The organism is Anoxybacillus flavithermus, from assembly GCF_002742685.1.
Lineage (GTDB): Bacteria > Bacillota > Bacilli > Bacillales > Anoxybacillaceae > Anoxybacillus > Anoxybacillus flavithermus_E.
The window spans coordinates 1-1731 of sequence record NZ_PEDM01000068.1 but is presented as its reverse complement, the minus strand read 5'-3'; the positions used below and the strand labels follow the sequence as shown (position 1 = coordinate 1731).

At 46.6% G+C, this 1731-nt stretch carries 1 protein-coding gene; it reads right to left on the bottom strand.

Annotated elements, in window-relative coordinates; translation table 11 throughout:
- Positions 1 to 167: 167 nt before the first annotated feature.
- Complete coding sequence (locus CS060_RS13915) at positions 168 to 1607, bottom strand: DDE-type integrase/transposase/recombinase (RefSeq protein ID WP_035047772.1); 1440 nt, start codon at positions 1605 to 1607, stop codon at positions 168 to 170.
- Between the last annotated feature and the right edge of the window lie 124 nt (positions 1608 to 1731).

Sequence of the window (1731 nt, the reverse complement as noted above, 5' to 3'; positions counted from 1 at the left end):
GGAGGATGGGATCGGATTCGCCCTTGACCAACACTCGCCAAAGGAGAGAAACGGTCAGTAAGGGCAAGGGCAGAAAAGAAGGGCATAGGAAAGCAGCCCTTGCCCTATCCTGATTTTACCTTTGGCGAGGTTCGGATGGTCAAGGGTTCGCTTCGCCGAATCCGTCCTTAGGATGCCGCTTGTTGGGTCAACATCTCTTGAGCCATGACAATGAGCTTTGCCCAACGTGCCGGCATATGCGGAAGGCTCTCTAATGCTGGGATGACGACAGGCACTCGTTTTTCTAGGGCACTGTGTGGGCGTAAGAAGTTGAAATACGCCACAAAGAGCGTGACAAAAGAAACCGAGCCTTCTTCTGCGCCAAATCCATGAGTGGGTCGGTAGTTGCCTTTAAACGTTCGGTTGAATCGTTCGATGATCTGTTTGAGTGGTCGATATTCCTCGGACACGGGATCATCATTTGTCAGTCCGATGACTTGGCGAACATCGAAAGAAATTCCGTGTTGGGCGAAAAAGTGCTGAGCTAACAAGTAAATTGGATTGCCATCCACGACGAAAGACAAGTCTTCAGGAATCGACGGTAGCTTTTTGAGGACGTCATCGATCGCACGGATGGCAGAGAATGTATCCCGATTTGGTGAGATCCGATACGACAACACGACCTTTTTCACGGCATCAAACATAAAGAACAAGTAATGCCAGCGCCCTTTGACGCGAATATACGTCTCGTCGCCACAAAAGGATCCAGACAACTCATACGGAAAACGATCCACAAAAGGTTGGACGATCAGCGCAACACTATTGGCATAGTTGATGACCGTTTGGTGAGAAATCGACAACCCATGGACGTCTTTCATGATGCTCGCCGTTTTTCGCGCAGAGAGTCCATAGTTGACGTGATACGTCAAGATCAGCCCGAGCGTGTGAGAGGACACCGAAAGACGTGATACATCCACTTTGGTCTTGATCGGCGACGACGGTGCCAACGGCTTGAAATCAAAGAGAAACTCGCGATAAAGATAGCGAACTTTAAAGGCATACGGCGCGTGTTGAAACTGTTCTTTTTCCTGAGGCGTCATCCGCCGCAAGTTTGCTTGGTAAAACGAACAATCATCATTTTTGCATTTATGGATGTAATAATCGTTGCGCTCTTTGATTTTCTCGAGTGCCTTTAAACAATGTGGGCACCGAAAAATCACTTGTTTGGCAAAACGGCTGCGAGGGTTGAAACGGCAACGACATACTTTGCATTGATACTGACCTTTGCCTCCGTTGTTGGCGTACACGTACGCAGAAGGAGCTTGGCATTGTGGACACGTCAACGCATCGGGTACTGTCGTTTTCGTGTTTGCGTGCCTTTTAATCGGTTTCAATGGTTTCCCGTGTTGTTGTTCGTATTCGACAAGAAGTTGATGATAATCCAAACGTGGAAGCGTTTCGATGACAGGCAGTTCATCGACTTGGAGTTTCTGATACGATTGATTCATGGGTTCTTCGTCATCCCAGTCTGTGAGGGACTTTCCAAAAAGTACACCTAGTAAATAAACAATGATTTGATATTGGATCTTGATTATTTGAGACATTTTGATTAATAATTGAGGTAACAAGCTTGTCACTCCTTTGTTTTGGTTGGGTGTGTGGTTACCTCAATCGTACCAAAAACAGCAGGGGTGGCAAGCTTTTTTTCGTCAAAAACCGCATAAAATCAATAAAAACTTAGGGTATGTCTTT